This window comes from Paenarthrobacter sp. 22069 (assembly GCF_052046035.1).
In the GTDB taxonomy this organism is placed as follows: Bacteria; Actinomycetota; Actinomycetes; order Actinomycetales; family Micrococcaceae; genus Arthrobacter.
The window spans coordinates 130,126-156,444 of the sequence record NZ_JBQEQF010000011.1 but is presented as its reverse complement, the minus strand read 5'-3'; the positions used below and the strand labels follow the sequence as shown (position 1 = coordinate 156,444).

Here is a 26,319-nt window from a genome sequence, read left to right as displayed (position 1 = left end):
CCAACGTTCAGGATCGCTCCGGAGCAACTTTTCAAACTTACCCGATCCCCACCCCCGAAGCAAATCCATCTTCCAGGACCCACACCGAAATTGAAGACCACCCCATACCAATTTTCAGCGCCCTAAAGAGCAACCAGAAACAGGCTTTGAATTGGGGGGTTGGCCGCTATCTTTCCGCTTCAGCGGCGGCGACTCAGAAAACAATACCCGCACACACCCCCCACCGCAAATCGCGCCTCTACGTGAGGTAAATCCGCGGAATTCCAGGGCAGGAGGGGCCGGTCATGCGCCCTGGCGCTTGTCCCTCGTCGTGATTTCGTTGTGTGGGCTCCGGCACACGTTCCTCAGATCCGTTCACAGCGTGGCGACTCTAGGGCGCTCCGCCGACAAGAACGCAATGTCACCGCAACCGAGGATCGTCCTCTTCATCAAACCTGAGACGCAAGAAGGCCTGCTATTTGGTTAACAGGCCTTCTTGCACACCTCTTTACTTGTACCAGACAGCAACGCCCTTATGGTGCGAGCATGTCCCTTGATGCGTTGCGGAATAGGACAAGGAGCCATCCACGCACAAGGCAGTCGCGCCGCCCCCGGGCGCAGGAGCGGGTGCGGGGGCCTGGGCCGCGGCTGCGGCCGCCTGGTCGGCTGCGGCTTTGGCGGCAGCCGCTTGATCAGCAGCAGCCTGGTCGGCCGCAGCCTTCGCCGCTGAAGCCTGATCAGCTGCAGCCTTGTCGGCTGCGGCCTTGTCCGCTGCAGCCTTGTCGGCGGCAGCCTTGGCTGCCGCAGCCGCCTGCTCTGCCGCGGCCTTCTCGGCTGCCGCCTTATCCGCGGCTGCCTTCTCCGCAGCCGCGTCATCGAGGTTCTTGACACCGAGGTGGACGGTTGAACCCTTGGCCGCCTGCGCCCCGTTGCCGGGGTCCTGGGTGGTCACCTGCCAGTTCTTCTCGAGGATGATCGGCTTGCCGTGGGCGGTGTCCGCGGCCTCAACCGTAAACCCGAGCTTTTTCAGCTGGTCCGTGGCCTTGTCCAACGTCAGGTTCATCACAGCCGGAACGGTGACGCTCTCCGTTGTTTGCGCTACTGCAGTTGCGGTTGCCGTGGGTGGGGCCTGAGGGGCGGCCTGCTTGCCGCCGCAACCGGTCAGCATGAGCCCGGTCAGCACAATCAGAGCCAGCGACGCCTTCATCCTGCCCGCCGCTAAAACAGTGGTTTCGTTCATTTTTCCCCCTGGGTATGCGTGTGATGGTGGTAAAAAGTGGTCCCGGACTATCCGGGCAAGACGGTGCCTACTCGCAGGCGATGCCGTCCGAGTCCCGGTCCAGGGCAGGGCGGTACCCGGCCTGGCCGGCGTAGATGGGAGCGGCGCCAGCCGCCCTCGCCGCCGTGCAGTTGGCGTAGTAGACGGCGGCGGGCGCGGGAGCCGGTGCAACGGGCGCGGGAGCCGGTGCAACGGGCGCAGGTGCCGGCGCAACAGGAGCAGGCGCAGGTGCAACAGGTGCGGGGGCCGGGGCCGCCGGAGCCGGCGCAACGGCGGCAGGTGCCGGAGCCGCGGGTGCCGGAGCCACAGCGACGGGCGCTTGCTGGTTGGTCGGTGCCAACTGCCCGCTGCAGTCGCCAAAGATCCGCGCCATCGCGTCGTGCTCTGCCTGCGTGACCCAGAGTCCGTAGGTGGCCTTCACGGAGACCTGGCGTGCCACGTACTCGCACCGGAAGCCTTTGTTCGGCGGCAACCACGTGGCCGCATCGCCGTCGCCCTTTTGCTGGTTGGTGGGCCCGTCCGTCGCCTGAAGGTTCAGCGGATCATTTGCCAGTGCTGTCCGCTGCTCCAGCGTCAACTGCTGTGCGCCTTTCTGCCAGGCATCGCTGAGCGCCACCACGTGGTCGATCTGCACCGCGCTGCTGGTGGCCGCCCCGCGGACAAAGTTGATGCTGGTCCCCGTGTAGGGGTCCGCCAGGGTCCCAGACTGCACCTTGCAGGGCACGCTGTTCGTGTACGTGACGCCGGTCAGGTCGCGCTTGAGGATGTCGTTGCGGGTGTCGCAGCCGTTCCGGTCCACGTCTGCCCATGCCTGGCCGAACTGCGCCCGGTCATACCCGGTCTTCGGCGCACGGCCCTTGATGGGGAGGGTGGCCAGCAGGTCGAGCGCCTTGGTTGCGTAGGCCGGCTGTGCGTTGGGTGCCGTGGCGGTAACGCCGGCAGCCAGAACGTAGGTGTTGTCCGGGTCCAAGGGCTCCCCGGTCTCCGTGGCCGTGGAGGTGGGAGAGGGCGAGGACGACGGCGAGGGTTTGGCTATGGCGGTTGGGCTGGCTGCCGCGGCGGCTTTGCCCTCCGAGGAGGCAGCCTCGAGGTCAGCCCTGGCTACGTGTGGCAGTGCTGCGGCGGCACCGATGAAGAGCGCCAGGGACGCGGCGATCACGACGGCGCCGGCCTTGCGTTTGGCCGGCAGCCAGGCCCAGGAGCGGCGCCCGGTAAGGAGGACGTACAGCCCGGTAAGTGCGGCCGAGATGCCCAGGAAGATCAGGGCGCCCCCGATTCCGCCGCTCAATGCTCCTATGAACATGAACAGGGCGGTGAGAATCCCAACGATGAATGTTGAAGCGCGAGGTTTCCCTGGAGGATTCTGTGCAGCAGCGGTGGAATGGTTGAGCCCGAAACGGGTTCCGTGGTCGGACATTGTTTCCCCATTTGTGAGGGCCGCGAACGCTGGCCCAGCATGTGCCGGGCCCGCTGCTGAACCCTGGCAAAGTCATCGGGCCTGAGCCTATGCCCGGCCTCAGTCCGGAAACGGAAAGTCTCCTGTTCCTCAGCAAACCTTCAGCCAGTCTTGAGCGTTTCTTGATCCAACCCGTCGCAATGGCTCATGACGGCTTCACAATGCCAGCCCTGTTGGCCGCCGTCCGGACTCCTGTTCCCACCCCTGCCGGCCGCAGATAGAGTGGCCCGCATGCAGATGCGCCTTGAGGTTGTCCAGGTCCCGGTGTCCGATGTCGATACGGCCAAAGCCTTCTATACCGAGAAGCTGGGCTTCGTCCTGGATCACGATGTGGAGCACATCCCGGGGATGCGTGTGGTCCAGTTAACTCCCCCGGGTTCGGCAGCGTCGGTGGTGATCGGCACCGGGATGACCAGCATGGTGCCGGGCAGCCTGGAGGGACTGCAGCTGGTGGTTCCGGATATCAGCGAGGTCCGCGCCGAGCTGGTGCGGCGTGGTGCGGACGTCAGCGAGGTCCAGGACCTGGGCGGTGTCCTGTTTGCCTACTTCAGCGACCCGGACGGCAACCGTTGGGTCATGCAGGGCCAGACTCCCCCAGCTGTCCGGGACGCACACGCCTCATAGGCCGGGCACGCAGTAGGACTGCATCTGCTCAGGAACGGGCAGTTGCCCCGTCCGCCGGGGGCTCCTGCACGTCCTGAACCACTTCATTGCGCCGCAGGAACCATGGCTTGAACGGCGGATCGAAGCGGGCGAACCGGGGCGGACCCACAGGGGTCAGGCCGGCCAGGGTGAGTGCCGCCTGCAGCCCTGCGTTCCGCCGCTCGAAAGCGGTCGCGGAACCACTGCCGGAAAAGTGCAGCACTGCCGCAAGGGAACCCGGCACCGCGCGCACCTTGACCTTTGGATCGGTGGGCACCGGGGCATCTTCAGCGGTAACGCCGGCCGGCAGGACGAAAGCTACGGTGTATTCGCCAGGCTTCCCGTCGGAGGGCGTGGGGCCGCTTTGCAGCACCGGGGTGGTCATGGCCAGCTTCTGCGGCCCCAGTTCCTGGATCACCGGCGCGGTCATGGCGATCTTTTGACGCGCTGTGTTGTTGCCGCTGATGTAGTTGAAGAGATACCGGAAGGCGGCATTGCCTGCGCGGTCAAAATCCGCCGCCACTGTCACTTCGGCCACCACATAGTCCGGATACCGGCGCAGCTCGAAATGCGGGTATTGCCGGATCACCTGATAGGGCTGCTGTTCGGTCATAGTCCAGCAGAGCCTACGCCGAAGAGGTCGCAGCGGCTAGGCGCGCCGGAGGGTGCCAGTTCCCCAGCGCTGTTGAAGCCTGTCAGCAAGCCCACACCGGGCACCGTTGCCACGGGCAACCATGCGGACCATAATAGTTAGCAGAACTAATTAGCATAGCTAAGGACTGCCAGCAGGAGGCGCACCCGAATACATGTCCCTCACCCAAACCAAAAACCAGGCAACCGCAGAACCCACGGCCCCTGATGCCCTGGCCATTGATCTTCGGACCGCCGTCATGCGTACATCGCGCCGGCTCCGCGTCGAGGCCACCGGCGACGTCATCACCCCAGGGCAGTACACCGTCCTCGCCCTGCTCCACGGCAGCGGCCCCAGTACCCTGCGCGCGCTGGCAGAGAGCGAACACGTGCAGGCGCCGTCCATGACCAGGATCGTCAACGCCCTCGCCGACCAGGGGTTCGTCACCAGGTCAGCACATCCCGACGACGGCCGGCAGGTCCGCGTGGACATCACCGACGCCGGCAGGCAGGTTCTTGCGGAGGCGCGGAGCCAGCGGACAGCCTGGCTGGCCCACCGCGTGGCCGGGCTCAGCGAGGAAGACCGGCTCATCCTGAGCAGGGCGGCCCGCATCATGCAGGAAATGAGCGGCAAATGAGCGCAATGTTCCGGGCCCTCGAAAACCCCAACTACCGCATCTGGGCCAGCGGTGCGATCGTCTCCAATATCGGCACCTGGATGCAGCGTGTTGCCCAGGACTGGTTGGTCTTGACCGTCCTCACCGACCACTCCGGTGCCGCCGTCGGACTCACCACGGGGCTGCAGTTCCTGCCCATGCTGCTGTTCGGCCCCTATGGCGGCGTGCTCGCCGACCGCTACCGGAAGCGGATCATCCTCATGTGGACGCAGCTGGCCATGGGTTTCACCGCACTGGCCATCGGCCTCCTGGCGGTCACCGGCACCGCCCAGCTGTGGCACGCCTACGTGGCCGCGTTCTGCCTCGGGGTAGCAAGCGCCGTAGATGCCCCCGCACGGCAGGCCTTTGTGTCCGAACTTGTGGGCCAGGACAACATCGCAAACGCTGTGGCGCTGAACTCCGCCTCCTTCAACACCGCACGGCTCACCGGCCCCGCCATCGCCGGTGTCCTGATCGCCTGGGTGGGGACCGGACCCGTGTTCCTGCTCAATGCCGCAAGCTTCGCCGCCGTCCTGGTCTCGCTGTTCAGGATCCGGATCATCCAGGCCACCCCGGCGGCTAAGGGTGAGCGGAACAAACACCAGGTGGCCGAAGGCATCCGCTACGTCCGCGGCCGGCCCGACCTGATGCTGATCATGGTCCTGGTGGGCATCCTGGGTGCGTTTGGCATGAACTTCCCTGTAATTAATTCGCTGATGGCTACCACCGAATTCAGCATGGGGCCAAGCGAATTCGGGCTCCTGGGATCGATCATGGCGGTGGGCACGCTGGCAGGGGCCCTCTTAGCAGCACGCCGTTCCGGCCCGCGACTGAGGTTCCTGCTGGGCGGGGCCCTGGGCCTGGGAATCTTTACGATCCTGGGCAGCATCGCGCCGACGTTCTGGGTCTACGCCGCCGTCCTGATTCCGGTCGGCCTGGCTTCCATCACATTCCTCAACAGCTGCAACACGAGCATCCAGCTCTCGGTGGAGCCGCAGTTCCGCGGCCGCGTGCTGGCCTTGTACCTGGCCATCCTGCAGGGCGGGACAGCCGTCGGCTCGCCGCTGGTGGGATGGATCGGCAGCGAGTTCGGCGCCCGCTGGGCGGTTGCGGCCGGCGGCGCCGTAGTGCTGCTGGCTGGGGTGGCGGCCGTCATCGCGGTCACCAGGCGGAACCGGCTCACCCTCCGCGGCGCGCTCCGGATCGCACTGGGCAGGCGCGAACCCGCGGTGTGAAAGGCCGGACGGTTGGGCGCGGCTACCGGCTGCTGACGATGTCCACCGAGATCTCCACGGCCGGGACCGGTCCCCGGTTCTCCAGCCAGTGGTTGGTGTTCCGGTCCTCCGGCCATCCCACTCCCGGCCCGTATTCGGTGGCCACGCCGTCCCGGTGGTCAGTGATGGTTCCCTGCAGGATGTACACCGTTCCGGGCCGTCCTGCGTGATCATGAAGGGGCCCGAACACTCCGCCGGGTTCGATGGTCACCATCCGCATCCGCAGTTGCCGGCCCTCCATGCCGTCGATCTCGCCGGCGAGGTCCACCGTCGCCAGCAATTCCACGGTGACCCCCTTCGTCTCCTGTTCCGCTTTCTCCACGCCCATCGCTTCCCTTTCGGTTGGACACTTACGACGGCGGCGCCGGCCCGCCGCTCCAGCGCACCCGGGTGACGGGTGCTTTGGGTGGTGAGTGCCGGCGTCGTCCTTGTTCCTCAGAGCCTGCGTCTGCAGGCCGTGACCGTCAAGACGGAATCGAAGAAATGTTCAGGATGTTTCCCTCGCTGTCCAGGAACCAGGCCGCCTGGCCGTAGCCCTCCATCGTTGCGATGCCGTTCTCGGTCTTCAACCCAGGCATGTCGTAGTCCTCGAAAACCACGCCCCGGGCGCGGAGTTCCTCCACGTCCCGCTGAACGTCATCGGTGGCCCAGCCGATCTGCGTGTTCTTGGCCGAACCGGCGTTGTCCGTCTGGTAGATCAGGAACGATGTCCCCTTCCCGCACCGGTAGACAAGGCCGCCGTCAGCCATCGTCCGCTCGGGCTCGAACCCCAGCTTGTCCCGGTAAAACTCCCGCGCCCGGTCGATGTCCTTGGCCGGCAGCACAGCCATGACTTCCATATCTTTGAGCATGACGAATCTCCTTGTGCTTGATGGCGTTGCTCTCCCCCTGAAACAGTCCGGCCGTCCCCCGCCGGGCCTCGTGGCCGTCCTTCCCGCCGATTGCCGGGGCGGCCGCCTGGAACCCCTGGTCCGCCGTGGCACAGCACAGCGGCGGGAGGTTCCCGAAGTCTACGAGGCCATTATGGAGCCGAATGATCCGCGGCGAAATAGGGGATTTTTTCGCGGAATCCGGCCCGTGCGGGCACCTTATTTCCGGGCCGCCCGGAGGGTTTTGCGGATGGCGGCACCGGCAGCAGTCACCAGGGGAATCAGGCACACCAGGGTGGCAATCGTATTGGGACGGAAAGCCGCCCGGCCATTGACTGTCCTGTACACCCCCAGGGGCACCACAAAGCCGCCGCCCCCGCCGCCGGACGCACCCTGATCGGATTCCGTGCCGCCGCCGAAGCCGAAGGACACGAGCGCCACCGGCACAATCTCCTCCCCGCCAATGTTCACCGGCGTGCCGTACGCGCGGGAAACGCCCATGTTCTTGAAGGAATCCGCCAGGTTTGCAAGTGTGTCAGCCATGGCTTCAGGGTAGGCACCTGCATGCCTGCCGGTAAGGACCATTGGTCCCGCCGCTCGCGAAGGACCGGCCCGCCGGGCGGCCCGCGGCGTACCGCCGTCGGGCCTTGCCTGCCCTGTGGCCCTGGCCTGCGTGTGTTCCCTGGCTTACTTCCGGATTTCCGCCATCCGGAGCCGGACGATGTCTTCCAGCACGTCGTCCGGAACGGGGCGGTCCACAGTAAAGCGGATGGTGCCCTTCGACAGGGAATATCCCTCCAGCCGGCCGGCCACCGCCTCCACAACGGCGGAGGAGAACGGGAAGATCGAGAGGTGCTTCGCCGCGGGAACGGCGGCCAGGAGCGGTTTGCCGTCCAGTTTCAAAGCAGGCATCCCGTAGCTCATGCCCTCCGTGGCATCGGGGGCCAGGGAACGGGCAAGCTCCACCACATGCTGGAGGCAACCACGGTCCCGGTCGCCGGCCTCTGCCAGCGAGTCGTCGACGACGCCCACGGTCCAGGCCTCAGCTCTTCCTTGCCGCAACGGTGGATGCCAGGGCCTTCAGCCCGCGCTCGAAGTCGCCACCCACCAGCTTGTCCATGTTCATGAACAAGGCGAACACCCTCCCGAGGCCTTTGTTTTCACCGGTCATCCGCCACGTCACCTCGGTCCCGCCCGGCGCGGGTACAAAGGTGAAGGTGGTGGGGTTCAGCGCCTTAAAGGGCCTGGTGAACTCCAGCCGGATGCCGATGGAGCTGGACGGTACGGACTCGGTGATCTGCATGGTCCCGCTGCCCGCCCTGCGGTTTCCGCTCCACTCGTAGCCCGCCCCTTCGCCGGCATCATTGCCGAAGTAGCGGCGGCTCATGCCGGGATCGACTGATTCCCATGGCGACCAGGCGGTCCACTCGTGGAAGCTGTTAACCAGGGGGAAGATCTCTTCCGGGGAGGCAGGGATGACCGCGCTGCGGCGGACTTCGAATGCGGACATGGGCCAAGCATAGGCGCCGGGACGGCTGCCGTTAAGGGAGGACCACGTTCACCGGGTCTTTGCCGTCGAGCAGGAGCCCGATCTGCTTCCTGAGCAGCCGCACCATCCGGGGGAACATGGCCGAGCTGGCCCCGCCCACATGCGGGGTGATGAGCACCCCGGGGGTGGTCCACAGGGGGTGGCCTGCCGGCAGCGGTTCCGGGTCGGTCACGTCCAGGGCGGCGCGCAGCCGGCCGCTTGAGGTCTCGGCCAGCAAAGCGTCCGTGTCCGCCACCGGGCCCCGGGCGACATTGACCAGCAGGGCCCCGTCGGGCATGGCGGCGAGGAACTTGGCGTCCACCAGCCGCTCGGTCTGCCCGCTGAGTGGAACGCTGACCACCACAATTTCGTGCAGCGGCAACTGCTCATACAGCGAGTCGATACCGTGGATGGGTCCGCGGCCATCTTCGCGGGCCCGGCTGGCGATCCGGGTGAGCTCAGTTTCAAACGGCAGCAGCCGGGCCTCGATGGCCTTGCCCACTCCCCCGTAACCCACCAGCAGCACACGCCGGTCAGCCAGGCTGGGGCGCGGGCTGTTGTCCCAGGTTCCGGTCTGCTGGTTCCGGACGAAGTCAGGGATGCCGCGCTGCGAGGCGACCATCATGCCCACCGCGAGCTCGGCCGTGGAGGTCTCGTGGACTCCGGCAGCGTTGGCAAAGGTGACGCCTGCGGGCAGAACCGCGGCGACGCCGTCGTACCCGATCGACTGGCTTTGCACCAGTCCCACGTCCACGCCCTTGAGCGCAGCGAGCGCCGTCGGTTTACCCATGTAGCCGGGAACCAGCAGGTCCAGCCGGCCCTCCGGCGGGGGCCCGGCCAGGTCCCACACGACGAAGTCGACGCCGTCCATGGGGGCGAGTGCGTCCAGCAGGTCCTGCCCGGGCAGGCACACGCGGAGACGGGCGGTCATGGGGCCACCATCCAGGGTCGGTCTGCAAGGGTGAAAGCATTCATCTGGCCTCCAGGCACTCCGGGCCCGTCAGGGGAAAAGGCGGGCTGGTACGGGTCATGACCAACCTACCGGCTGCCCTGCGCAGGGGCGATTCTTCGACACAGGAAGCCGGTCTGTCACATCCATGACACCGCTGCTGATCCTGTAAATTTAATGGAGGAATTGTCCGGTGAGCCGAGCCGCGTTCCATCCCCCCTCCCTTGAATGGATCACTCCCCCATGTCTTCCGCGATCCCTGCGCCGGAACCTGCCCGTTTTCCCTACGCCGCGATGGTGGTCCTTGCCACCATCGCCTTTACCGCCATCACCACCGAGCTCCTCCCGTCCGGCCTGCTGCCGCAGATCAGCACGGGTCTGGGAGTGTCCGAACCAGTGGCCGGCTACCTTGCCGCCGCCTACGCCGCCGTCATCGTTGTCACCGTGGTTCCGGCGGCGCGGCTGCTGGGGAAGATCCCGCGCCACGCCCTCCTGGTGGGGCTGGTCCTGACCTTCGCACTCAGCAACGCGATGGTGGGGCTGGCTCCGGATTTCACCGCCGCAATGATTGCCAGGTTGGTGGGTGGCCTGGCCCATGGACTGCTGTGGACCACCATGGCGCCCTTCGTCTCCCGCGTGGTTCCTGCCGACAAGGTGGGCAAAGCCCTGGCGATCGTGTTCAGCGGCAACAGCCTGGGCCTGGCCATCGGCGCGCCGGTGGGCACGGCCCTGGGCGGGTTCCTTGGCTGGCGTGCCGCGTTCCTGGTGCTTGCCGGCTTTGGCGTGGTCCTGACAATCCTGGCGTTTTGCCTGCTCCCCCGCGTCCGCCGCATCAGCGGCGCGGCCCGGCCGTCCCTGCGCAAGGCCATCGGCCAGCCGGGCGTGAAGTCCGTAGCCACGGCCTGGCCGCTGCTGGTGCTGGCACACTTCGCTCTCTTCACCTACATTGCACCGTTCATCCGCGAGGCGGCCCTGCCCGACTATGCCATCAGTCTCTCCCTCACCGTGCTGGGCGGCTCCGGCCTCCTGGGTATTTGGATTGCCGGCCTCACCGTTGATTCGCGTCCGCGCCGGTCGCTGCTGATCACGACGGCGGCCATCGCGGCATCGATGGTCTTCCTGCCTTTTGCGGTGGGCAACCTTCCGCTGGCCCTGGTGCTCATGGCCACGTGGGGAGCAGGCTTGGGTGCCATCGGCATCTACAACCAGTCGGCCATCCTGCGGGCCGGCGGCGAATACAGCGAGGCCGCCAACGGGCTGACCGTGCTGACCATCCAGCTGGGCATCACCATTGGTGCCCTTTACGGTTCAGCCGCGCTGGTGGTGGGCGGTCCGCTGCTGGTGCCGGTGGCTGCCGCGGTGCCCGTGCTTGCGGCCCTGGTGATCACCCTCGCAGGGAAGCGCTACGCCTACCCGCCAGGGCCACGGGAACGGATCTGGCTGGAGCCGCGGCCGGTGAAGGACAGCGTCACGGGTCGGGTTTGACCGCGTGGTCCGGGTCAGTCCCGATACTTGGCTACCGTGAACAGGAACGTAGAGTCCTCATCGGCGTGAAGGCTGTGCAGGCCGGGCGGAACGATCAGCAGGTCGCCGGCCTTGCCCTGCCAGGATTCGCCGCCGGCGCGCAGGCTGACGCAGCCCTTGATCACAAAGACGGTCGCGTCGCCGGGGTTCTGGTGCTCGCTTAGCTGGGTTCCTGCTGTCATGGCCATGACGGTCTGCCGGAGGATCTTTTCGTGGCCCCCGTACACGGTATCGGCAGCCCTGCCGTTGGGGGAGCCGATGGCCGCCTCAAGCTGCTGCCGGGCCAGTGCGTCGATCGATATCTTCTGCATGCGCCCAAGGCTACCCAGCGGCCGTCATCCTGGCGACCAACTTGCCCCGGCTTCACCGCCCCAACTTTTGCGAAGAGCCATTTGAGGCGGTCGTGCAGCGTGTGGGGAGATACGGGGTGTGTGCAGCCCTGCCCGGTTACTCCTCCCCGCACCAGCCTCCGATCAGGCAGGGACCCCGTTATTGCGCAGAGCTGTAGACCCGCTTCAGCCCTGCGGGCACCGTACGTGGGCCGGAATGCACGGCCAGGGCGCATGAAGCCGCGCAACATCACGCACCATGTCAACTTCGCCCCATCAGCCCGAAGTTGATAGACGTTAAAGGATGCTCGACGTCCTGAACCCCGCATTGCCCTTCATTGCCACAGCCCTGGCGGTGGTGGCCGGACTGGCACTGTCCTGGCTGCTCCGCAAGATCGTCCTGAAGCTGAACCGGAAACGCCCGGAACTGCAGGCCACCTCCCGGGTGGCCCGGCAGCCGCTGCGGCTGGCACTGTGCCTGCTGGGCGTCCGCACGGCGCTGGGCCTTACCGCCGGAAGCGAAACCTGGCATGCCGGCGTCGACCATCTCCTCCTCATTGCCCTCATTGGCGCGGTGGCCTGGCTCGCCATCGCCGTGCTCCTCATCGTGGAAGCCGCGGTGCTGACCCGGCACAGCGTTGACGTGGCGGACAACCGGCGGGCAAGGCGGCTGCGGACGCAGATGATCCTGGCCCGCCGGATCGCCGTGGCACTGGTGGTGGTGCTCGCCGCCGGCACCGCGATGCTGACCTTCCCCGCCATTCAGGCTCTGGGCGCCGGGCTCCTTGCCTCCGCCGGCGTGATCTCGATCGTGGCCGGCCTCGCCGCGCAGACGTCCCTGGTCAACGTCTTCGCCGGCATGCAGCTCGCCTTCACCGATGCCATCCGCGTGGACGATGTGGTGGTGGTCCAGAAGGAATGGGGCCGGATTGAGGAAATCACCCTCACCTACGTGGTGGTGCATCTCTGGGACGACCGCCGCCTGATCCTGCCCTCCACCTACTTCACCACCACCCCCTTCGAGAACTGGACGCGGCGCCAGTCCGAGGTGATGGGCACCGTGGAGTTCGACCTGGACTGGCGTGCCCCTGTGGAGGACATGCGCACCGAGCTCCGCCGGGTCCTGGCCGGCACCGAACTGTGGGATGAGCGCGTGGGGGTCCTGCAGATCACCGACGCCACGGGAGGTTTTGTCCGGGTCCGGATCCTGGTGAGTGCCGCGGACAGCGCCGCCCTCTTCGACCTGCGCTGCCTGGTCCGCGAAACCATGGTTACGTTCCTTCAGCAGAACCACCCGCAGGCACTGCCGCATCAGCGCTGGGAGCAGGCAGCGGACAGCAGTCCAGCGAACGACGACGGCACGGCCACCCGGCGCAGGGCACCCCTGCGCGGGCTGGGTTCGCCCGGGGCCGCCGGGGCCCGTCCCCCAGCGGACCCGCACGAATCGCAGCTGTTCACCGGATCCATCGAGGCCGTGGAGCGGTCGCGGGCCTTCACCGGACCCGGCGAGGAAGTCTTCGAGGAACGCGACAGGAACCTGGCCGCGCACAACTGATCCGGCAACCCCTTGATATGTGACCTTTTAGTCACCTATTATTGACGCATGGACGACGTGTTCAAGGCACTCTCCGACCCCACCCGGCGGGACCTGCTCGACGAGCTGTTCCGCGAGGACGGCCAAACCCTGAGCGCCCTTGAGGCCCGTTTCGACATGACCCGCTTCGGGATCGCCAAGCACCTCCGCATCCTGGAGGACGCAGGCCTGGTGGTCACCCGCCGTCGGGGCCGGGAAAAGCTGCATTTCCTGAACCCGGTTCCCATCCGCCTGGTCCACGACCGCTGGGTCAGCAAATACGCAGAACCATGGGCCGCTGCCCTCAGCGACCTCAAATCCAGATTGGAAAGTCCCATGGAAAAGATCTTCGAGATTTACATCAAGACCACCCCGGAACGGCTCTGGGAAGCCATCACGGACAGCGAGATCCGCAGCAAGTACCAGTTCGGGAACACGCTGAAATCCGACTGGGTTCCCGGCGGCCGGTTCGAAATGGGCAATCCCAAGGCCGGCGACCTGCTGGGCGAGGGCGAGAACCTTGAAGTGGATCCGCCGCGCCGCCTGGTACAGACCATGCGCGCCTTGTGGGGCGAGGACGTCAAGGCCGAGGGCACCTCGAAAATCACCTGGGAGATCGAGCCGGTGGGCGATTCGTGCCACCTCACCGTTACGCACAGCGACCTGCGCGAGGGCGCCAACGAGCAGCTGTACGGCGGCTGGCCGATGATCCTCTCCGGCCTGAAGACGTGGCTGGAGACGGGCGAAAAGCTCACCACGCCGGGCTCGCTGATGTATACCTAGCCGACGCGCCAACCGGTCCGCGGATCGGTAAGGTCATGTCTATGGACAGCGGCGCCGTGGTCAACATCGCTTTGGTTCTTGGTTTCGTGCTGCTCGGCGGGGTGTTCGCCGCAGCGGAGATGGCCTTGGTGTCCCTGCGGGAAAGCCAGGTGCGCCGCATCGAGAAGTCCGGCCCCGGCGGCGTCCGGACTGCCGAGCTGGCGCGCAACCCCAACCGGTTCCTTTCCACAGTCCAGATCGGGGTGACCCTGGCCGGGTTTTTCTCCGCGGCCTACGGCGCCTCGGAGATCGCGCCCGGCGTCGTCCCCCTGCTCAAGGCCGCCGGGCTGGGCGCGGCGGCCGGGCCGGTGGCTTTCATCGGCATGACCCTGCTGGTCGCCTACCTGTCCCTGGTCCTGGGTGAACTGGCGCCGAAGCGGCTGGCGCTGCAGCGGCCGATGGTCTTCACCAGGATCCTGGCTCCGCCGCTGATTGCATTTTCAAGGGCGATGCGGCCGGTCATCTGGCTCCTGTCCGTCTCGACGGACGCCGTGGTGCGGCTCCTCGGCGGCGATCCCCGAGCCAGGCGGGAGGGCATCAGCTCCGAAGAACTCTGGGACATGGTGGCGGAAAGCGAACTGCTGGAGGAAAGCAGCCGGAACATCGTGTCCGACGTGTTCGGCGCAGGTGACCGGACGCTTCAGGAGGTGATGCGCCCGCGTACGGAAGTAACGTTCATCGACGGCGCCACGACCATCGCCGACGCCCGGAGCATGGTCAGGGACGGCCCGTATTCGCGGTTCCCCGTCATCGGGAAGAGTCCGGACGACGTTCTGGGTTTCGTGCATATCCGCGACCTGATGCCAAGCGAGGAAGCGCAGGACCGGAGGCCGGTGCGGACGATTGCCAGGGAAATCCTGGCGCTGCCCGGCACCAACCGGGTGCTGCCGTCGCTGTCCCGGATGCGCAAGGTCAACCAGCACATCGCGCTGGTGGTGGACGAATACGGCGGCACGGACGGCGTTGTCACGCTCGAGGACCTGGTGGAGGAACTGGTAGGCGAAATCTACGACGAGTACGACACCGGCGCCGAGCATGAGGACCGCGTCAGCATCGCCAACGGAACCATCGACGTGGACGGCGGCTTGATCCTGCAGGAGTTCAGGGCAGCCTCCGGAATAGAACTGCCCGAGGGCCACTACGAAACAGTGGCCGGCTTCATCATGGACCGGCTGGGGCGCCTTCCGCGGGCAGGCGACCGCGTGCAGGTCCCGGGCTACGTGCTGACGGTCCTCAGCATGGACAGGCTTCGGATAGCACGGGTCCGGGTCACCCCGGCCACGGACCGGCCAGCATAAGAGTACGACGACGGCACCCGGCGTCAACCGGTCAGCACCTGGCTGCGCCCAGTGCCCTGGGAGCCCGGCGGGGACCTACGCGCTGAGGCTCCGGTCGAGGAAGGCGAGCGTCCGCTCCCAGGAGTCTGCGGCCGCCCCGGCGTTGTAGGTGTACTTGTTGGTGTCGTTGAAGAAGGCGTGGCCGGTTCCGGGATACACCACGGCGTCGAAATCCACCCCGGCAGCCTGCATCTGCCGCTTCAGCCCGGGCAGTTCCTCCATGAGGGCGCTGTCCTCCGCGCCGTAAAAGGCCAGGACGGGGCAGCTGATGGCCTGCAGTTCAGCGTTTTTGAATTCAGCGTGGCCGTAGAACGGAACGGCGGCCCGCAGCCGTGGTTCGGCAACCGCGAGGGAAAAAGTGTACGTGCCGCCCAGGCAGAAGCCCGTCGCGGCCACCCGCCCGGCCAGTCCGGGCACGCGTTCCAGGTGGTCGAAACACAGCCGGAGGGCGGCCACCGCGTGCCTGGCGTACTCCGGTGAGCGCATCGGTGCCATGTGCTTCCGCAGGCGCGGCTGGGCATTGCTGCGCTGCTGCGGATCAAAGGCGGCCTCCTGCAGCTCCCCGCTCAGGTCCGGGACGCCGCCGGCTCCAGACAGCAGGTCCGGAGCGACGGCCACATAGCCTTCCGCCGCAAAGCGGTCCGCGACGTCCTTGGTGTGCCGGACCAGGCCCCACACTTCATGGACCACCACCAGCCCGCCCTTGGCAGCCCCGGCCGGTTCACTGACGTACGCCTGGACCGACGTTTCGGCATTGCCCAGAGCCATCATGTTTCCCATGCGGCCAGCATGGCACGCCCGCCGGAGGCTTCATAGGGGGTTTCCGGACGCTTCCAGCGGTTGCAGGCTACGCCTTACGCTGCCGCCAGAACACGGAAATCCCGAACGTCACGGCGCACAGCACCAGCATGGCCAGCACCATCCGCAGCCAGCTGTCCTGGTGTACCCCGCCGGCAGCAAACACACCGATCATCACGGTGGCGGTGATCGCACCCACGTAGCGGCAGGTCTGGTAGATCCCGGCGGCCACGCCGCGCTCCTGCGGCCGGGTGGAGACGAACATGCCCTGGTTCGTGGCGATGCTCACCGTCCCGTACGGAATGCCCATCAGCGCGGTCAGCACCACCACCACCGGGATGGCCAGTGTCCCGGTCAGCAACCACATGAGTGCCGCCACCGCGGTCAAGAGGACGACGCCGGCGAGCAGCACCCGCCGGACACCGAACCGTCCCATCGCGGAGACTGCCCACGGAGTTGCCACCACGGACATGCCCGCCAGGGGCAGCATCAGCAGGCCCACCACCCCGGGACCGTAGCCGCCGGCTTCCTGCAGCAGCTGTGGGAGGCCGAAGAAGACGAAATAGTAGACGCTGCTGAACACGGCGAAGGCCAGGTACACCAGCATCAGCGGCCTGTTCCTGCCCAGCAGCCGCAGGTCCAGGAATGGTTTGGCGAACCGCAGCTCCCGCCAGGCGAACAGGGCCGCGATGACGGTGCCGGCGGCCAGCATCCACCAGCGGTAGTCCGGTGCCACATTCAACGCGGCCATCATGACCAGCAGGAGCGCACCGATGAAACCCGCGATGCCGGGGAGGTCCGAGTCGCGCACCAGCTCGGCGACGCTGCCGCGCTCCCGGACTCTGTCCGGCGGTGCGGCCTGCCGGACGATCAGCAGCGCCGCCAACGCCAGGGGGACGTTGATCAGGAACAGCGACTCCCAGCCCACCAGGCCTACGAGCAGGCCGCCGACCACAGGACCTACGGCAGCGGCCGACGTGTTGGCCATCTGGAGCCGTCCCAGCGGGCGTGCGGTGTCCACCTTGGCCTCGTGGGCAAGCGCCCCCACCATCACCACCGCGCTGGGGTAGGCGGTGGCAGTGCCCAGCGCCATGACTGCCCGGGCCACGCAAAGCAGGGCGAAGTTCGGCGCCAGTGGGGCCAGGGCGCAGGTGATGGCCACCAGCCCCATGCCCAGCAGGAACATCCGCCGCGGCCCGAACCGGTCCGCCAGCCGGCCCATGACGGGTTGCCCGGCGGCCGATGCCAGGTAGAACGAGGTGACAACCCAGGTCACGGCAGCGACGTCGAGGCCAAAATCGGCGCGCAGGACCACCAGGGCGACGGCGATCATGGACGAGTTAAGCGGGTTCAGTGCCGTGCCCAGGCTGAGGCCGGCAACGGCCAGGGAAGTCCGGGGTTTGTTGCTCACGGTAACAGTCTGGCCCATGGCTTCCGCTGCGGGCGATTTGGCGAACCGCCTGGAGGCGTGGTGTCGGCTACTTGCCCGCCAGCCCCACCGGGAATAATGCGTCCTCCACCGCCCGGGTCAGGTTCCGGATCACCTCGGCCTGGCCATCGTCCGCAACGCCCTCCCGGTTCTCCGTGTAGATCACCAGCGCGAAGGTGGAACCGCGGTAGCTGAGGAGGGCGGCGTCGTGCAGTTCGCCGGAGATTTCCCCGTACTTGTGGTGCACATCCACCCCGGACCGCGACCCGGCCGGAATGAGGTCCTCGTTGTTGGTGTCCTGCATGTAGCTGAGCAGTTGCTTGGTGTGGTCCTGATCCAGCAGTTCCCCCGCGTAGAGCTTCTTCAGGATCAGGGCCATGTCAGCGGCGGTCAGCTGGTTCTGTTCGGGGTCGTACGTGACGCCGATCGAGTCTGCATAGGCAATCAGCTGCGGGTAGCCTACGGCGTCCATGAGCAGCAGCCAGGAATCATTGTTGCTGTCATTGACCATTGCTTTGAGCTGGAAGGCGGCGTCATAGTCCCCCATGGGTTCATCCAGGCTCGCCTGCCCGTTCTCCACCAGATGGTAGTAGGCGGCGGCGGTCAGGATCTTCGCTGTGCTGGCCGCCGTAAAGGTGTCCTGGTCCCCGAACGTCCGTTCCGCTCCCCCGGACACGTCCGCGAGCGCCATCCCGATGCGGTATTCATCCGCCTCACTGAGAATGTCGTCCACGCTGTCCTGCAGCGACGCCGGGGCTGCCGCCACGGGCGCAGCCGGCACTGCAGGCTGGGTGGGGGCAACAGTGCCGGACGGCGGCTCGGACCGGACCACCGCGAGGGTGATGGTGCCCGCGATGACCAGCACCACAACAAGGGCCAGGAGAAGCAGCCGCCCGTGGCCCACCCGCCTGCCGGAAGGTGGCTTGCCAGGCGCGGGCTGCGGAGCACCGCGGCCTGGTTTGGGCACCACGGGGTGCACGGACATACAAGGGCTCCTGTCCCGCTTCGGCAATCACAAGCAACGTCAGCCCGGCGTTGAGCCGCGCTGACAGATGCTGATTAAATCACCGGAGGTTGGGAGCTTCTTGAAGGCTTGCGGGGTGTTCCGAAAAGGGTTTGACCAGTGGGTCAGGCGCGGGTCCGGGCCGCCAGCGCACCCTCCAGGAATTCGAGGTGGGCCGGGGTGACGGCAACCACGCCCGCCGCGTATTCCGGGTGCTTGGCCAGGAACTTCTTGATGAACGGGCACACCGGCACGATGCCGGTGCCGGCTCCGACGGTGCTGTCCAGGGCAACCGTAGCGAGGCGCCCGGCTAAGCCCTGCCCGCCGTATTCCTCGTTGATGACCGTGTGGTAGAAAATCCGCTGCGGCGACTCCCCGCCGTCGTACTCCTTGTAGGCCGCCTTGCCGATCACGTTGCCGGCGTCGAGGATCTCGAAGCGCTCGCGCCCGGGGTTGTGGCGGACGGTGATGTCACTCAAGGGGTACTCCTTTGTTAGCGGTTGGTGCTGCCCGTGCCAAGCCTAACCCGGCCCGGGCAGCACTTATTTCCGCAAAGGGGCGGTTCCCTGAGGGCGTTCCCGCCCGCCGCCGTCTCAGCTCAGGTAGCCGTTGGGGTTGAGGACGTACTTGGTGGCTGCGCCTGCGTCGAACTCGGCGTAACCCTTGGGTGCCTCCTCCAACGGGATGGCCTTGGCGTTGACATTCTTGGCGATGTTGACCTTGTCGTTGAGGATGGCCATCATCAGCTGCCGGTTGTACTTCATCACGGGGCACTGACCGGTGGTGAAGCTCAGCGACTTGGCCCAGCCGGTGCCAAGGCTCAGGCTCAGGGAGCCCTTCTTGGCTGCCTCGTCGATGCCGCCCGGGTCGCCGGTGACGTACAGTCCGGGGATGCCCAGCGCGCCGCCGGCCGTGGTGATGTCCATCAGCGAGTTGAGCACGGTGGCGGGTGCCTCTTCGGCGTCCTTGCCATGCCCTTGTCCCCGTGCCTCGAAGCCCACCGCGTCCACACCGCAGTCCACCTCCGGCACACCGAGGATCTGCTCGATCTGCTCCGCCGGGCCTCCCTTGGTAAGGTCCACCGTTTCGCAGCCAAAGCTGCGCGCCCTCGCCAGCCGTTCCTCGTTGAGGTCCCCCACAATCACGACGGCGGCGCCCAGCAAATGTGCGCTGGTAGCCGCTGCGAGGCCCACGGGACCAGCTCCGGCAATGTACACGGTGGACCCGACGCCCACCCCCGCCGTCACCGCGCCGTGGAACCCGGTGGGGAAGATGTCCGAGAGCATGGCCAGGTCCAGGATCTTCTCCATGGCCCGGTCCTTGTCCGGGAACTTCAGCAGGTTCCAGTCCGCATAGGGCACCAGGACGTAGTTGGCCTGGCCGCCCACCCAGCCGCCCATGTCCACATAGCCGTAGGCGCTGCCCGGACGGTCGGGGTTAACATTCAGGCAGATGCCGGTCTTGCGTTCCTTGCAGTTCCTGCAGCGGCCGCAGGCGATGTTGAACGGAACCGAGCAGAGGTCGCCCACCTTGATGAACTCGACGTCGCGGCCCACCTCCACCACTTCGCCGGTGATTTCATGGCCCAGCACCAGGTTGGGTGGAGCAGTGGTCCGGCCCCGGACCATGTGCTGGTCCGATCCACAGATGTTGGTGGCGACGGTTTTGAGGATGACGCCGTGGTTGACGGCGCGTCCCACGTTCGCGGGGTTGACCCCCGGGCCGTCCTTGAGCTCGAACGTCGGGTAGTCAATGTCAATTACTTCAACTTTGCCGGCTTCTTTGTAGGCAACGGCTTTGTTCCCTGTCATCAATTGCTCCTGTAGTCAGGCGTCCGGTGGGACGGCCTTGATCTGGTTAGGTGAGACATCCCGAAATGGGAACAGCCCTGGCCCCTTGGTGTTTTCCTGCTGCATGGCATAGTCAGGCGCCGGTTCCCGGGTGGGGATTCGCCCAGTCTAGGCACGCCCCCGAAAGTGGTCTAGGGGTAGGAAGCCCCTTGTTTACGGCGCGTTCCCACAGGGTAGGCGCCTATAGTGGCTACGCTGCACCAACCGGCATTTCGCTTGCAGGAAATGGACGCCGGCTGGCCGGGTTCCCGTGAAAGTTCCACCCTGAGGAGACGGCATGAAGACGCGCACTATTGGACAACTGACGGTTTCCGCCCTGGGCCTTGGCTGCATGGGCATGAGCGAGTTCTACGGCAACGGCGACGAGCAGGAGTCCATCGCCACCATCCACGAGTTCCTCGACGCCGGCGGATCACTGCTGGACACGGCCGACATGTACGGCCCCTTCACCAACGAACAGTTGGTGGGCCGGGCCATCTCCGGGCGCCGCGGGGACGTTGTCCTGGCCACGAAATTCGGGAACGAGCGCCGCGAAGACGGTTCCTGGGTGGGCATCAACGGCCGGCCCGACTACGTCCGGTCAGCCTGCGACGCCAGCCTCCGGCGCCTGGGTGTGGACCACATCGACCTCTACTACCAGCACCGCGTGGACAAGAGCGTCCCCATCGAGGACACGGTGGGCGCCATGGCGGAACTGGTCCAGGCAGGCAAGGTCCGCCATCTGGGCCTGTCAGAAGCCTCCGCGGACACCATCCGCCGGGCCCATGCCGTGCACCCCATCACCGCATTGCAGACAGAGTATTCGCTGTGGGAACGGGAGCCCGAAACCAAGGTGTTTCCCGTGCTCGCCGAGCTGGGCATCGGGTTCGTTCCCTACAGCCCGCTGGGCCGCGGGTTCCTGACCGGGCAGATCCGCAGCGTGGACGACTTCGCCGAGGACGACTTCCGCCGCCACTCACCACGCTTCCAGGGCGAGAACTTCACCCGGAACCTGGAACTCGTGGACCGGGTCAAGGAACTGGCGGACCGGAAACAATGCACCCCGGGGCAGCTGGCCCTCGCGTGGCTGCTCGCCCAGGGTGAGCACATCGTCCCCATCCCCGGCACCAAGAAGCGGGAACGGCTGCGCGAAAACCTGGGCGCCGTGGACGTCGAGCTCAGCCAGGACGAGCTGCAGTTGCTCGACCAGCTGGCACCGGCCGGAGCAACGGCGGGTGCACGCTACCCCAACATGTCCACCATTGATACGTAGCCGGCGCTTTTCCACACAGCGTCCGGAGTTGACGACCGCGGGGCGGGGGCTGGCGTAGGGTGGTCCTACGGCTGAAGCAAGCGGCTGCTGTTTCTTTTCAGTGCGGAGCCTTTTCCTATGTCCGACGAACCGGCCCTCCGGGCCCTTGCTGAGTCACCTTTTTCACTGCCCCACCTGAGGGACGGCCAATTGGCCGGCATGGCGGGCCTTGTGGACGGCCGCGACGTCCTGGCCGTGATGCCCACCGGTTACGGCAAATCCGCGATCTACCAGGTGGCAGCCCTGCACCTGCACCAGGAGACCGGACGTCCCGCCGTCGTGGTGTCACCGCTGATTGCCCTCCAGGAGGACCAGCTGGACGGCCTGTCCCAGGTCCTTGGCCCGGACGCGGCAGTGGCCATCAACTCCTCCCACAGTGATGCCGACGTCGAAGCGTCCTGGCAGTCCGCCGAGCAGGGCAAAGCGGTGTTCCTGTTCCTTGCCCCGGAACAGCTGGCCAAGCAGGCAACCGTGGACCGGATCAAGGCACTGAATATTTCGCTGTTCATTGTGGATGAGGCCCACTGCGTTTCCTCCTGGGGCCACGATTTCCGCCCCGACTACCTGGGGCTCGGCAATGTGCGGGAGCAACTGGGGAACCCGCCTGTCGCCGCCCTGACGGCAACCGCCTCCCCGCCGGTGCGGGACGAGATTGTGGAGCGGCTGGGCATGAAGGATCCCCTGGTCCTGGTCCACGGCTTTGACCGGCCGAACATCAGCCTTGACGTGGTCCGTCACCACGAAGACAAGGGCAAGCGCAAGGCTGTGCTGGAACAGGTGGCGGCCCTGGTCAGGAACGGGCAGGGGCTGTTGTACGCCGCTACCCGGAAGGATACGGAGAAGTACGCGGAGAAGCTGGCCAAGGAGGGTTTGCGCGCGGAGGCCTACCATGCCGGCCGGTCGGCCGCGGACCGCGAGCGCATCCACGAGCTGTTTCTGGCGGACATGCTGGACGTGGTGGTGGCCACCACCGCCTTCGGCATGGGCATCGACAAGCCGAACGTCCGCTTTGTAGTCCACGCCGACATCCCCGAATCGCTGGACTCCTATTACCAGGAGATCGGCCGGGCAGGCCGGGACGGCGACCCCGCATCCGCCGTGCTGCACTACCGTTCGGAGGATCTGGGCCTCCGGAAATTCTTCGGCACCCACTCCCCTGATCCCGATTCACTGCTCGCAGTGTTGAAGCTCCTCAAGTCCGCCGACGCCCCGGTTCCCAAAGCGTCCCTGGCGGAACTCACCGGCCTTCCGGCCCGCCGCGTCACCGGCCTGATCAACCAACTTGAGGAAATCGGCGCCGTCAGCACGGGCAAGCGGGGCATCCGGCTCACGTCCAAAGCCAAGCTGCCCGCCCTGGTGGGCGCCGCCGTCGAACTGGCCGAGGCGAGGCAGCGCGTGGACCAATCCCGGCTCACCATGATGCGCGCCTACGCGGAGACGGACGGCTGCCGCCGGCAGTTCCTGCTGGGCTACTTCGGCGAGGACCTGCCGGAGCCCTGTGGAAACTGTGATGGATGCGCGGCGGCCGTTGCGCCAGGGCATCCGGCGCCCGGCGGCAAGGAGAAACGCGGTAAGAAGAAGCAGGACAAGAAGCATTCCGGCAGGAAGAAGGGCGGCGGGACGTCAGGCGGCGGCCCTGGTTCCGCAACGGACGAGCCGTTCCCGCTGCAGTCCGCAGTGGTACACAAGGAATGGGGGCCGGGGCTGGTGATGCGGCACGAGGATGACGTCATCACGGTGCTCTTTGAACAGGAGGGGTACAAGACGCTGTCCCGGTCCGCCGTCGTGGAGCATAAACTCCTGAAGCCTGCGTAGGTAGGCTGGGAGGACCTCCAACGAAAGGCTCCGGGTGGAAGTGCCTGCGTATGTCTGGACCCTGACCATTGCGGGAATCGTGGGGCTGCTGGCCTTCGATTTCTTCTTCCACGTCCGCAAGGCCCACACGCCTACGCTCAAGGAATCCGCAGCCTGGTCTGCCATCTATGTGGGCATAGCGTTGGTGTTCGGGCTGGGGGTGCTGCTGTTCGGCGGCTCCGCCATGGGCACGGAGTACTTCGCCGGCTACGTCACGGAGAAGGCCCTGTCCGTCGACAACCTTTTCGTCTTCCTCATCATCATGGCGAGCTTCAAGGTGCCGCGCGCGGACCAGCAGAAGGTGCTGCTGTTCGGCATCGTGTTCTCCCTGATCGCCCGCACGGCGTTCATCTTCCTGGGGGCAGCCCTGATCAACAGTTTCGCCTGGGTGTTCTACATCTTCGGCCTCATCCTGCTGGTCACCGCGGGCAACCTGCTCAAGCCGGACAGCCACGACGACGACTCCGAAGGCGTGGTGGTCAGGCTGGCCAGGAAGCTGTTGCCGGCGTCGGAACATTACGACGGCGACAAGCTCTTCACCGTGGAGAACGGGAAGCGGGTTCTGACGCCCATGCTGCTGGTGATGGTGGCCATCGGCGGCACCGACGTTCTTTTCGCACTGGACTCCATACCGGCGATCTTCGGGCTGACCCAGAACGTGTTCGTCGTCTTCACCGCCACGGCGTTCTCGCTGATGGGCCTGCGCCAACTGTTCTTCCTGATCGACGGCCTGCTGGACCGGCTGATCTTCCTGTCCTACGGCCTGGCGGTGATCCTCGGTTTCATCGGCGTGAAGCTCATTCTGCATGCGCTGCACGAGAACACCCTTCCGTTCATCAACGACGGCGGGCACGTCGATGTGGTCGAAGTCAGCACCGCCGTGTCGCTGTTGGTGATCCTGGGCGTCCTGGTGGTGACCATCCTGGCCTCCATCTTCAGTCCCAAGGGGAAGGCCAAGAATGCCGTGTCCGGGGCAAAACGGCATGCCACCGAATACCTGGACCTGAACTACGAGACGGACATGGCCGAACGTGACAAGATCTTCGCCAAGATGTGCCGGGAGGAAGGCCAGATCCGCAAACTCCCGGAGAAGTACAAGCGGCTGATCCGCAACGAGACCGAATTCATGGACCTGCTGCGCAACGCCCACGTGGAGCATGACAAGGCCCAGGTCCGGGCTGCCGCGGCCGAGGCCTGACCTACCGGCTGAGGGCCGCCGCACCCCTGGCCAGGCCGGTGATCCTGTCCCAGTCCTTGGCAGCGACAGCAGCCGCCGGGGTCAGCCAGCTTCCGCCGACGCAGGCCACGTTGGGCAGCGCGAGGTAATCCGGCGCTGTGGCCAGGCTGATGCCGCCGGTGGGGCAGAACCGGACCTGCGGGATCGGCGCGCCGATGGCCGCAAGGTACGAGGGACCGCCGGCGGGACCCGCCGGGAAAAACTTCATCGCGTCCAGGCCGGCCTCCAGGACCGCCATGACCTCACCCACCGTGGCCACCCCCGGCAGCACCGGCACGTCCAGGGACAGCATCGAGGTGAGCAGGGCGGGGGTGACCCCGGGGCTGACCAGGAAGCGGGCACCTGCTGCCACCGCGGCGTCGGCCTGTCCGGGCGTAAGAATCGTCCCGGCACCCACCAGGATCTCCGGTACCTCGTTGGCGATCAGCTTCAACGATGTCAGCGCAGATTCTGTCCGCAGCGTGAGCTCGATGATGCCCACCCCACCGTCGGCGAGCGCCCGGGCCAGCGGAACAGCGTCCTGGGGGTCGTCGATGGTGACCACCGGGATGACCGGTGAAGTGTTCAGGACGGCGGCTGCGTCAGCCATGGTTGATCTCGTTTCCCAGGCCTTCCGGCCCGTCTTCCAGCGTGCGGTACCAGTGCAGCAGCAGTTGCGTGAATTGTTCGTTCTGCGCCAGGTTTGGGTCAAAAATGGGACGGAATCCCAGCAGCGCCGGGACCACCGTCCCGGCGGTGCGGGTGGCGGGCAGGGCAGCGTGGAGCCCGGCGGCCAGCGGGTCGTCCAGGCCGGCCGGCGGGGTGGTGGCAACCCTGTGCATCCAGGCGGCAATCGCCAGGGCGGCCCAGCGGGGTTCGCGGCCAGCTTCCAGGCTCCCCCTGATGGTGGGCAGCAGGCGCAGCCCAATTTTCTGTGATCCGTCGCTGCCCACTTTGGCGGTGGTGTGGCCCAGGGCCGGATTAGCGAACCGTTCCAGCACCTGCGAGCAGTACTGTTCGCCCTCCAGTCCGGCAGGCAGGGTGATGGCGGGCAGTGCTTCCTCCAGCATCATGCGCCGGCAGGCGGTGCGGAACGGCTCCACCGTCACGGCGTCGCTGATGGTTTCCTTCCCGGCCGCCAGGCCAAGATACGCAAGCATGGAGTGACTGGCGTTGAGCAGCCGGAGTTTCGCCGCTTCCCACGCTGCGACATCTGCGCTGAACAGGGCGCCGGCGTCCTCCCAGCGGGGGCGGCCGGCCGCGAAGTTGTCCTCGATGACCCACTGCCTGAAGGGCTCGGCCACCACGGCGGCTTCGTCACGCACGCCCAGTTCATGTTCGACGGCGGAAAGGTCACCGTCCGTGGTGGCGGGCACCATCCGGTCCACCATCGTGCTGGGGAAGGTGACATTCTGTCCCAGCCAGGCGGTCAGTGGTTCCGCCTCGGCAGCAGGAAGGGCAGCGGCAAACCCGTGGACGAGGCGGCCCGTCAGTTCACCGTTGGCAGGGAGGTTGTCGCAGGAAAGGATGGTGACGGGACCGGCTCCAGTGCGGGCGCGCTGCTGCAGCCCGCGGGTGATCTGCCCGACAGCGGTGAGCGGGGGGCGTCCGGCGAGGTCCGCCTGCACATCGTCATCGGCCAGGTCCAGGCCGCCGGTCCGGGGATCGAACCGGTAGCCCTTTTCCGTGATGGTCAGGGTGACGATCCTGGTGGACGCCGCAGCAATACGGTCCACGACCTCCTGCGGCCGGTCCCGGCCGGATATCGCCTCCACGATGCTCGAAACCACGCGCAGAGGTGCTGCGCCGCCGCCCCTTTCGGAGACGGTGAACAGCCCGTCCTGCGGTGAAAGCTGCCGGGCCACGGTGTCCGATCGCTGGGTGACACCAACGATTGCCCACTCGAAGTCCCCCGAGGAGAGCATGGCGTCCTCGGTAAAAACTGCGGTGTGGGCGCGGGCGAAAGCACCGAGGCCAAGGTGGACGATCCCGGGCTGCAGCTTCTCCCGCGGCAACAGGGCCCGATGGCCG

28 protein-coding genes are annotated in these 26,319 nt (G+C 66.5%); 11 read left to right on the top strand and 17 right to left on the bottom strand.

The genetic code is table 11. The features are described 5' to 3' along the window. Positions 1 to 251 (top strand): hypothetical protein (locus ACTJK0_RS11195; protein ID WP_440745210.1); only part of this gene is annotated, 251 nt, incomplete at its 5' end. A 236-nt stretch (positions 252 to 487) separates the two neighbouring features. On the opposite strand, the gene ACTJK0_RS11190 is transcribed toward ACTJK0_RS11195, so the two are convergent. Both ACTJK0_RS11190 and ACTJK0_RS11185 read right to left on the bottom strand, forming a co-directional pair. Beyond that, a complete protein-coding gene (locus ACTJK0_RS11190) occupies positions 488 to 1,219 on the bottom strand; it encodes a PASTA domain-containing protein (RefSeq protein ID WP_440745209.1) in 732 nt (243 codons plus the stop codon). 67 nt (positions 1,220 to 1,286) lie between these two features. Then, positions 1,287 to 2,675, bottom strand: coding sequence for a GmrSD restriction endonuclease domain-containing protein (locus tag ACTJK0_RS11185; RefSeq protein WP_440745208.1), 1,389 nt, complete (start codon positions 2,673 to 2,675; stop codon positions 1,287 to 1,289). A gap of 270 nt (positions 2,676 to 2,945) precedes the next feature. On the opposite strand from ACTJK0_RS11185, the gene ACTJK0_RS11180 reads away from it, so the two are divergent. Next, positions 2,946 to 3,338, top strand: a complete 393-nt coding sequence (locus ACTJK0_RS11180) for a VOC family protein (protein WP_440745207.1) — start codon at positions 2,946 to 2,948, stop codon at positions 3,336 to 3,338. A gap of 28 nt (positions 3,339 to 3,366) precedes the next feature. Here ACTJK0_RS11180 and ACTJK0_RS11175 read toward each other — a convergent pair whose 3' ends face one another. Next, complete coding sequence (locus tag ACTJK0_RS11175) at positions 3,367 to 3,969, bottom strand: SOUL family heme-binding protein (protein ID WP_110543793.1); 603 nt, start codon at positions 3,967 to 3,969, stop codon at positions 3,367 to 3,369. Between the two features lie 193 nt (positions 3,970 to 4,162). Between ACTJK0_RS11175 and ACTJK0_RS11170 the strand changes: the two genes are divergently transcribed. Continuing rightward, positions 4,163 to 4,624 (top strand): MarR family transcriptional regulator, encoded by a 462-nt coding sequence (locus ACTJK0_RS11170; protein WP_110543794.1) that lies wholly within the window; start codon positions 4,163 to 4,165, stop codon positions 4,622 to 4,624. After that, on the top strand, positions 4,621 to 5,877 hold the full coding sequence (locus ACTJK0_RS11165; protein ID WP_440745206.1) for an MFS transporter: 1,257 nt from the start codon (positions 4,621 to 4,623) through the stop codon (positions 5,875 to 5,877). Before ACTJK0_RS11170 ends, ACTJK0_RS11165 begins: the two co-directional genes overlap by 4 nt. Positions 5,878 to 5,899: 22 nt before the next feature. Here ACTJK0_RS11165 and ACTJK0_RS11160 read toward each other — a convergent pair whose 3' ends face one another. The 6 genes from ACTJK0_RS11160 to ACTJK0_RS11135 all read right to left on the bottom strand — a co-directional run bounded on the left by ACTJK0_RS11160 (position 5,900) and on the right by ACTJK0_RS11135 (position 9,244). Then, on the bottom strand, positions 5,900 to 6,244 hold the full coding sequence (locus ACTJK0_RS11160; protein ID WP_440745205.1) for a cupin domain-containing protein: 345 nt from the start codon (positions 6,242 to 6,244) through the stop codon (positions 5,900 to 5,902). A gap of 136 nt (positions 6,245 to 6,380) precedes the next feature. Beyond that, complete coding sequence (locus tag ACTJK0_RS11155) at positions 6,381 to 6,767, bottom strand: VOC family protein (RefSeq protein ID WP_110543799.1); 387 nt, start codon at positions 6,765 to 6,767, stop codon at positions 6,381 to 6,383. A 237-nt stretch (positions 6,768 to 7,004) separates the two neighbouring features. Further along, positions 7,005 to 7,328 (bottom strand): hypothetical protein, encoded by a 324-nt coding sequence (locus ACTJK0_RS11150; protein ID WP_110544031.1) that lies wholly within the window; start codon positions 7,326 to 7,328, stop codon positions 7,005 to 7,007. Positions 7,329 to 7,472: 144 nt separating this feature from the next. Continuing rightward, a complete protein-coding gene (locus tag ACTJK0_RS11145; protein WP_440745204.1) occupies positions 7,473 to 7,817 on the bottom strand; it encodes an iron chaperone in 345 nt (114 codons plus the stop codon). A 10-nt stretch (positions 7,818 to 7,827) separates the two neighbouring features. Then, entirely contained in the window at positions 7,828 to 8,295 is a 468-nt protein-coding gene (locus ACTJK0_RS11140) for an SRPBCC family protein (RefSeq protein WP_440745203.1), read from the bottom strand. Positions 8,296 to 8,326: 31 nt separating this feature from the next. Then, positions 8,327 to 9,244, bottom strand: coding sequence for a 2-hydroxyacid dehydrogenase (locus ACTJK0_RS11135; protein WP_440745202.1), 918 nt, complete (start codon positions 9,242 to 9,244; stop codon positions 8,327 to 8,329). A gap of 261 nt (positions 9,245 to 9,505) precedes the next feature. Here ACTJK0_RS11135 and ACTJK0_RS11130 point away from each other — a divergent pair, with 261 nt between their 5' ends. Next, positions 9,506 to 10,747 (top strand): MFS transporter, encoded by a 1,242-nt coding sequence (locus ACTJK0_RS11130; RefSeq protein ID WP_440745201.1) that lies wholly within the window; start codon positions 9,506 to 9,508, stop codon positions 10,745 to 10,747. Between the two features lie 14 nt (positions 10,748 to 10,761). On the opposite strand, the gene ACTJK0_RS11125 is transcribed toward ACTJK0_RS11130, so the two are convergent. Continuing rightward, entirely contained in the window at positions 10,762 to 11,097 is a 336-nt protein-coding gene (locus ACTJK0_RS11125; RefSeq protein WP_110543808.1) for a cupin domain-containing protein, read from the bottom strand. A 322-nt stretch (positions 11,098 to 11,419) separates the two neighbouring features. On the opposite strand from ACTJK0_RS11125, the gene ACTJK0_RS11120 reads away from it, so the two are divergent. The 3 genes from ACTJK0_RS11120 to ACTJK0_RS11110 are packed head-to-tail and all read left to right on the top strand — an operon-like array spanning position 11,420 to position 14,808. Continuing rightward, positions 11,420 to 12,670 carry a mechanosensitive ion channel family protein gene (locus ACTJK0_RS11120; protein WP_440745200.1) on the top strand — a complete coding sequence of 417 codons (1,251 nt, stop codon included), beginning with the start codon at positions 11,420 to 11,422 and terminating at the stop codon, positions 12,668 to 12,670. 48 nt (positions 12,671 to 12,718) lie between these two features. After that, positions 12,719 to 13,471 carry a metalloregulator ArsR/SmtB family transcription factor gene (locus tag ACTJK0_RS11115; protein ID WP_110543809.1) on the top strand — a complete coding sequence of 251 codons (753 nt, stop codon included), beginning with the start codon at positions 12,719 to 12,721 and terminating at the stop codon, positions 13,469 to 13,471. A gap of 41 nt (positions 13,472 to 13,512) precedes the next feature. Further along, the gene (locus tag ACTJK0_RS11110) at positions 13,513 to 14,808 is read left to right on the top strand and encodes a hemolysin family protein (RefSeq protein ID WP_110543811.1); all 1,296 of its coding nucleotides are present in this window, start codon (positions 13,513 to 13,515) and stop codon (positions 14,806 to 14,808) included. Positions 14,809 to 14,883: 75 nt separating this feature from the next. Here the strand turns inward: ACTJK0_RS11110 and ACTJK0_RS11105 are convergent, their stop codons facing one another. The 5 genes from ACTJK0_RS11105 to fdhA all read right to left on the bottom strand — a co-directional run bounded on the left by ACTJK0_RS11105 (position 14,884) and on the right by fdhA (position 19,888). Continuing rightward, the gene (locus ACTJK0_RS11105) at positions 14,884 to 15,627 is read right to left on the bottom strand and encodes a dienelactone hydrolase family protein (protein WP_440745199.1); all 744 of its coding nucleotides are present in this window, start codon (positions 15,625 to 15,627) and stop codon (positions 14,884 to 14,886) included. A gap of 67 nt (positions 15,628 to 15,694) precedes the next feature. Continuing rightward, entirely contained in the window at positions 15,695 to 17,056 is a 1,362-nt protein-coding gene (locus ACTJK0_RS11100) for an MFS transporter (protein ID WP_440745198.1), read from the bottom strand. 67 nt (positions 17,057 to 17,123) lie between these two features. Continuing rightward, the gene (locus tag ACTJK0_RS11095) at positions 17,124 to 18,059 is read right to left on the bottom strand and encodes a serine hydrolase (protein ID WP_110543815.1); all 936 of its coding nucleotides are present in this window, start codon (positions 18,057 to 18,059) and stop codon (positions 17,124 to 17,126) included. 143 nt (positions 18,060 to 18,202) lie between these two features. Next, entirely contained in the window at positions 18,203 to 18,556 is a 354-nt protein-coding gene (locus ACTJK0_RS11090; RefSeq protein ID WP_440745197.1) for a GNAT family N-acetyltransferase, read from the bottom strand. Between the two features lie 114 nt (positions 18,557 to 18,670). Continuing rightward, on the bottom strand, positions 18,671 to 19,888 hold the full coding sequence (fdhA, locus tag ACTJK0_RS11085; RefSeq protein ID WP_110543818.1) for a formaldehyde dehydrogenase, glutathione-independent: 1,218 nt from the start codon (positions 19,886 to 19,888) through the stop codon (positions 18,671 to 18,673). A 316-nt stretch (positions 19,889 to 20,204) separates the two neighbouring features. Here fdhA and ACTJK0_RS11080 point away from each other — a divergent pair, with 316 nt between their 5' ends. From ACTJK0_RS11080 to ACTJK0_RS11070, 3 genes are all read left to right on the top strand, one after another. Next, on the top strand, positions 20,205 to 21,179 hold the full coding sequence (locus tag ACTJK0_RS11080) for an aldo/keto reductase (protein WP_440745196.1): 975 nt from the start codon (positions 20,205 to 20,207) through the stop codon (positions 21,177 to 21,179). A 117-nt stretch (positions 21,180 to 21,296) separates the two neighbouring features. Next, positions 21,297 to 23,033, top strand: coding sequence for a RecQ family ATP-dependent DNA helicase (locus ACTJK0_RS11075; RefSeq protein WP_440745195.1), 1,737 nt, complete (start codon positions 21,297 to 21,299; stop codon positions 23,031 to 23,033). A gap of 34 nt (positions 23,034 to 23,067) precedes the next feature. Further along, positions 23,068 to 24,270 (top strand): TerC family protein, encoded by a 1,203-nt coding sequence (locus ACTJK0_RS11070; protein ID WP_440745194.1) that lies wholly within the window; start codon positions 23,068 to 23,070, stop codon positions 24,268 to 24,270. 1 nt (position 24,271) lies between these two features. Here the strand turns inward: ACTJK0_RS11070 and eda are convergent, their stop codons facing one another. Together eda and ACTJK0_RS11060 are read right to left on the bottom strand one after the other, a co-directional pair. Next, positions 24,272 to 24,898 (bottom strand): bifunctional 4-hydroxy-2-oxoglutarate aldolase/2-dehydro-3-deoxy-phosphogluconate aldolase, encoded by a 627-nt coding sequence (eda, locus tag ACTJK0_RS11065; protein ID WP_110543825.1) that lies wholly within the window; start codon positions 24,896 to 24,898, stop codon positions 24,272 to 24,274. Beyond that, on the bottom strand, positions 24,891 to 26,303 hold the full coding sequence (locus tag ACTJK0_RS11060) for a mannitol dehydrogenase family protein (protein ID WP_440745193.1): 1,413 nt from the start codon (positions 26,301 to 26,303) through the stop codon (positions 24,891 to 24,893). The genes eda and ACTJK0_RS11060 overlap by 8 nt, the downstream gene beginning before the upstream one ends. Between the last annotated feature and the right edge of the window lie 16 nt (positions 26,304 to 26,319).